Source organism: Micromonospora sp. NPDC049060 (assembly GCF_040649055.1).
In the GTDB taxonomy this organism is placed as follows: Bacteria; Actinomycetota; Actinomycetes; order Mycobacteriales; family Micromonosporaceae; genus Micromonospora; species Micromonospora reichwaldensis.
Genome location: NZ_JBEZEV010000159.1, coordinates 1 through 5,568, shown reverse-complemented (window position 1 = coordinate 5,568; position 5,568 = coordinate 1). Strand labels below are relative to the sequence as shown.

Sequence of the window (5,568 nt, the reverse complement as noted above, 5' to 3'; positions counted from 1 at the left end):
CCCGGTCCCGCCCGGTCGGAAACTCTCGCGCACGCGGTGAGATTACCGCCGGGGGGCGGGGCCGCGGGGCGCCCCCCCCCCCCCCCCTTTCCGCGGGCGGCACCGGCGAAACGACCGGCGGGTCCCACGCCGGCCTGCGACCATGGAGACGCTCTCCCCGGGGTGCCCCCAGCGCGGCCGTCCCCGTGCCGAACAGGAGTGTGCCGATGCCGGCCAGGACGCCCGACGGCGATCACCACGCGCTCGCCGTGCACGAGGTCGTGCTGCTGCTCGGCACCGACACCGAGCACGGGCTGACCGACGAGGAGGCGGCGGCGCGGCTTGAGCGGTACGGGCCCAACGTGCTGCCCAGCGCGGCCGAGGGCGGAGCGCTGCGTCGGCTGCTGCGGCAGTTCCACAACCCGCTGATCTACGTGCTGGTCGCCGCCGGCGTGGTCACCCTGCTGCTCGCCGAGTACGTCGACTCGGCGGTGATCTTCGGGGTGGTGCTCGTCAACGCCGTCGTCGGTTTCCTCCAGGAGTCCCGCGCGGAGGCGGCCCTCGACGCGTTGCGGGCGATGGTGCGTACGCAGGCCCGGGTGCTGCGCGCCGGCCGGCAGCGCCACGTGCCGTCCGACGACGTGGTCCCCGGGGACGTGGTGCTCGTGGAGGCGGGGGAGAAGGTCCCCGCCGACCTGCGGCTCGTCCGCGCCGCCGAGCTGCGCGCCGACGAGTCGGCGCTGACCGGCGAGTCGCTGCCCGTACGCAAGGACGAGCTGGTGGTGCCGGCCGACGCGCCGGTGGCCGACCGCCGCAACCTGCTGCACTCCGGCACCCTGCTCACCGGCGGTACGGCGGTCGGCGTCGCGGTGGCCACCGGGGCGGAGACGGAACTGGGCCGCATCCACCGGCTGGTCGGCGGCGCGCAGGTGCTGGACACGCCGCTGACGGTGAAGCTCGCCCGGTTCAGCCGGCTGCTCACCGTGGCGATCCTGCTCCTCGCGGCGGTGACCTTCGGCATCGGCCTGGTGCGGGGGCAGGACGCCGGGGAGACGTTCACCGCCGCCGTGGCGCTCGCCGTGGGCGCGATCCCGGAGGGGCTGCCCGCCGCCGTGACGATCACCCTGGCGATCGGCGTGTCCCGGATGGCCCGCCGCCGGGCGGTGATCCGGCGGCTGCCGGCGGTGGAGACGCTGGGCAGCACCACGGTGATCTGCACCGACAAGACCGGCACCCTCACCGAGAACCAGATGACCGTCCAGGTGCTCTGGACGCCGCAGGGCCGCTACGACGTCGGCGGGACCGGCTACGTCCCGACCGGCGAGATCCGGGACCCGGCGGGCGGCCCGGCCCCGACCGGGGAGGGCCCGCTGCGCTGGTCGCTGCTGGCCGGCGTGGGCTGCAACGACGCCCGCCTCGACGAGCAGGACGGCCGCTGGGCCGTGCTCGGCGACCCCACCGAGGGCGCGATGCTCGTGGCCGGCGCCAAGGTGGGGCTGAACGCGCACGAGGTCGCCGCCGAGCTGCCCCGGGTGGCCGCCGTCCCGTTCACCTCGGAGCGGCAGTTCATGGCGACCCTGCACGAGCGTCCCGAGGGCGGGCGGGTGGTGCTCGTCAAGGGGGCGGTGGAGCGGGTGGTCGAGTGGTCCGGGGCGGCCCTGCGCCCCGACGGCTCGACGGGACCGCTCGACGCCCCGGCCGTGCTGGCCGCCGCCCACGAGCTGGCCGGCGAGGGCCTGCGGGTGCTCGCCACCGCGATGCGGCCGGTCGGCCCGGCGGACGGGCTCGTGGAGGAGGAACTGGCCGGCACGCTGGTCTTCACCGGGCTGCACGCGATGCTCGACCCGCCCCGGGCCGCCGCGGCGGCGGCCGTCACGTCCTGCCACCGCGCCGGGATCGACGTGAAGATGATCACCGGGGACCACCTCGCCACCGCCAGCGCCATCGCGCGCCGGATCGGGCTGCTGCGTACCGAGCCCGGCCCGGGCGACGTGCTGACCGGCGCCGACCTGGCGGCGCTGCCCGCCGCCGAACTGCCCGAGGCGGTGCGTGGGGCGTCGGTGTTCGCCCGGGTCTCGCCCGAGCAGAAGCTGCGGCTGGTGGAGGCGTTGCAGGCCGACGGCCAGGTGGTCGCGATGACCGGCGACGGGGTCAACGACGCCCCCGCGCTGCGCGCGGCCAACATCGGGGTGGCGATGGGCCGCAGCGGCACCGAGGTGGCCAAGGAGGCCGCCGACGTCGTGCTCACCGACGACGACTTCGCGACCATCGAGGCGGCCGTCTCGGAGGGGCGCGGCGTCTTCGCCAACCTGACGAAGTTCATCACCTGGACGCTGCCCACCAACGCGGCGGAGGGCCTGGTCATCCTCGTCGCGATCGTGCTCGGCTCGGCGCTGCCGATCCTGCCGAGCCAGATCCTCTGGATCAACATGACCACGGCGGTGTTCCTCGGCCTGACGCTCGCCTTCGAGCCGAAGGAGCCCGGGATCATGGACCGGCCGCCCCGCGATCCCGGCCAGCCCCTGCTGACCGTCGCGCTGGTGGTCCGCGTGCTGCTGGTCTCCGCGCTGCTGGTGGTGGGCGCCTGGTGGCTGTTCGAGTGGGAGCGCTCCGGCGGGGCCGACCTGGCGCAGGCGCGGACCGCGGCGGTGAACCTCTTCGTCACCGTGATGGCGTTCTACCTGTTCAGCTGCCGTTCCCTGACCCGCTCGCCGTGGCGCCTGGGCCTGTTCCGCAACCGCTGGCTGATCGCCGGGGTGCTCGTGCAGGCCCTCGGCCAGCTCGCCCTGACCTACCTGCCGGTGATGAACGACCTGTTCCGTACGGCGCCCATCGACGGGCAGACGTGGCTGCGGATCCTCGGCATCGCCGTCGTGGCCTCGGCCGTCGTCGCGCTCGACAAGCGGTTCGGCCGGTTCGGCCGCCGCCTCGGCTGATCTTCGCTCCGGCTGCCGAGCGGGCCGGGTGCGGGTCCGGCCGCCGCCCTGCGGAGGCGGCGGCTGAGGCCGCGATGGGAGCTGATCGGCGGGCCGGGGAGCTGAGCCGGCCCGCCGATCAGCCCGTCAGGGTGCCCCTCAACAGGCTCTTGCCGGAGTGGGCGGTGTTGTTGTCGTACGCCTCGGCGGAGACGTCGACAACCGAGTATGCCTCAAGGTCCACGTTCGGTGGCAGCGGCAGCAGTTCGTCCGTCGCGTCGCCGAGCACACCGACCGAGAACATCTGCATGTTCCGTGGGTTGATGAGCCACACCTCGTAGTACCCCGGGACGTCCGGGAGATTCGCCAGGTGCAGGTGCAGTCGGCCGTTGTCGAACACCCGGGCCTCGCCGTTGGCGTCCGGCGGCGTCCCGCCGTACGCCTTCAGGGGCGCGCTGGCCAGCACCACCTGCGGTGGGGCGGGCTCCGGCGCCGGTCCGGTCCGGTCGATCGCGACGAGGGTGCCGACGACGCCGAGCACCGCGGCGGCCGTCGCGGTCGCGGCCGTCGCGGCCCAGCGCGACCACCGGCCCCGCCGGCGGGCCGGGGTGAGGACCACGCCGCCCGCCCCGCCGGCGTCGCCCGGCCGCTCGGTCGGGGGGCGCTCGTCGGCGGACCGCTCGGCGCGGGGCCCGGACAGCGTCGGCAGGGCCTCCGCTGCGCGGATCTCCGCGACGATGCCCTGCCAGACGTGCTCCGGCGGATCGGGCAGGTCGTGCAGGCCCTGGGTCTCGGCGCCGAGGCCGGCCACGTGCTGGAGGGTCTCCATCTCGGTCCGGCAGTGCGCGCAGGTGTCGAGGTGGGTGTTCTCTCCGGCGTCCGCCTCGGTCTCACCGAGCGCCAGGAAGACCAGCCGGTCGTGGTCCAGGTGCGGCACCGTCCACCTCCCATCTGCGTTTCAAGCTCGCCATGCCGCGCCGGATGTGACTCTTGACCGTGCCGAGCGGCACCCCGGTCACCGTCGCGATCTGCTGGTGGGTCAGGTCGTCGAAGAACGCCAACTCCAGCATCCGCCGCTGGTCGTCGGGCAGCCGGGCCAGCTCGTCGGCGACCACCAGCCGGTCGACCACCGTGTCCGGATCCGGGCCGGTCGGCGCCGACTCCGGCAGCTGCCGGACCGTCTCGACCACCCGGGTCTCCCGCGCGGAGGCCCGCAGCCGGTCGACCACCTTGCGGCGGCCGATGCCGAGCAGCCAGCCGACCAGCGAGCCCTTGGCCGGGTCGAAGGTGTCCCGCCCCAGCCAGGCGGCGACGAAGGTGGTCTGGGTCACGTCCTCCGCGTCGCTGCGGTTGGCCAACGTGCTGGTGGCCAGGTGCAGGACCGCCCGGCCGTACCGGTCGTACGCCTCCCGCAGTGCCCGTTCGTCGCCCGCGCGGAAGCGGGCGGCGAGGTCGTCCTCGGGTGGGTACGGCTCCTGCCGTGCCGCTGTCACAGGGCGGCTCGCCTTCCAGGGGGCATGCCCGACTGTAGCTCCCACAGCCATCGCCCCCACCTCCGGTCGGTCTGGTCTCAGCAGCTCTTCGCTCGGCGGGCGGCTCTCGGATGCGGCTGCGCCGGACGAAAAGAAGTTGCCTCCGGTCGCATCCGGCGGCGGTGGACCGGGCGTAACTCGTTTTGCACACCAGGCCTGACGAACCAGCACCAATCACCAGGAGGCAGACATGCAGCTCTCGTACTTCCGTCGGGTCGCCGCGGGCGGCGCGGTCGCCGCGCTGACGTTCGCCGGAGCCGGCGCCCTCACCGCCACCCCCGCGTACGCCGCCACGTCCAAGGTCTCCGTCGTGCACGGCATCCCGGACACCCCGGTCGACGTGTACGTCAACGGCGAGAAGACGCTTGACAACTTCAAGCCCGGCGACGTGGCCGGCCCGCTGAACCTCGAGGAGGGCGCGTACGACATCGCCCTCACCAAGCCCGGCGAGCCGATCGCCCAGGCCATCCTCAGCGTCGACGACGCCGCGGTGCCGGGCGGGGCGAACATCAGCATCGCCGCCCACCTCGACGCCGCCGGCAAGCCGAAGATCACGCCGTTCGTCAACGACACCGGCAAGGTCGCCGCCGGCAAGGCCCGGCTGATCGTCCGGCACACCGCCGCCGCCCCGGCGGTGGACGTGCGCGCCGGCGGCACCCCCGTCTTCGAGGACCTCACCAACCCGAACGAGGCCAAGGGCGACGTCGACGCGGGCGCCGTCAAGGCGGACGTGGTGCTCGCCGGCACCGACACCGTGGCGATCGGGCCGGCGGACCTCGACCTCAAGGAGGGCACCGCGACGATCGTGTACGCCATCGGCTCGGCCGAGGCGAAGAACCTCGACGTCGTGGCGCAGACCATCACCGGCCTGCACTCGGCCCCGGCCGGGGTGCCCAGCGGCGACGGCGGCCGGGCCGGCACCGGCGTGGACACCTGGTGGTACGTGCTGACCGGCGCCGGCGTGCTGCTCCTGGTCGGCGGCGGGGCGCGGGTCGCCACCGCCCGGACCGGTCGCCGGTGACGGTGCGCCACCGCGGGGCGCTGGCGGCCGTGCACCAGACCAGCCGAGCGGACGACGGCACACTGACCGGTTACGCGCACCTGGACACCACCGACCCGGGCACGGGGATCGGGGTGGAACT

Annotated in this window: 4 protein-coding genes; 2 read left to right on the top strand and 2 right to left on the bottom strand. The window is 74.6% G+C overall.

Going from position 1 to position 5,568, the window contains the following annotated elements; genetic code table 11:
* The first annotated feature begins 206 nt into the window (after positions 1-206).
* A complete protein-coding gene (locus AB0B83_RS29850; RefSeq protein ID WP_357580968.1) occupies positions 207-2,915 on the top strand; it encodes an HAD-IC family P-type ATPase in 2,709 nt (902 codons plus the stop codon).
* A 118-nt stretch (positions 2,916-3,033) separates the two neighbouring features.
* Here the strand turns inward: AB0B83_RS29850 and AB0B83_RS29845 are convergent, their stop codons facing one another.
* Together AB0B83_RS29845 and AB0B83_RS29840 are read right to left on the bottom strand one after the other, a co-directional pair.
* Positions 3,034-3,831 (bottom strand): anti-sigma factor, encoded by a 798-nt coding sequence (locus tag AB0B83_RS29845; RefSeq protein WP_357580967.1) that lies wholly within the window; start codon positions 3,829-3,831, stop codon positions 3,034-3,036.
* Positions 3,785-4,387, bottom strand: coding sequence for a sigma-70 family RNA polymerase sigma factor (locus AB0B83_RS29840; protein ID WP_132232488.1), 603 nt, complete (start codon positions 4,385-4,387; stop codon positions 3,785-3,787). The genes AB0B83_RS29845 and AB0B83_RS29840 overlap by 47 nt, the downstream gene beginning before the upstream one ends.
* Positions 4,388-4,616: 229 nt before the next feature.
* On the opposite strand from AB0B83_RS29840, the gene AB0B83_RS29835 reads away from it, so the two are divergent.
* Positions 4,617-5,447 (top strand): DUF4397 domain-containing protein, encoded by an 831-nt coding sequence (locus tag AB0B83_RS29835; protein ID WP_357580966.1) that lies wholly within the window; start codon positions 4,617-4,619, stop codon positions 5,445-5,447.
* The last annotated feature ends 121 nt before the right edge of the window (positions 5,448-5,568 follow it).

Coding starts and splice junctions, on each gene's coding strand:
- AB0B83_RS29850 (WP_357580968.1), top strand. CDS start 207: ATGCCGGCCAGGACGCCCGACGGCGATCACCACGCGCTCGCCGTGCAC.
- AB0B83_RS29835 (WP_357580966.1), top strand. CDS start 4,617: ATGCAGCTCTCGTACTTCCGTCGGGTCGCCGCGGGCGGCGCGGTCGCC.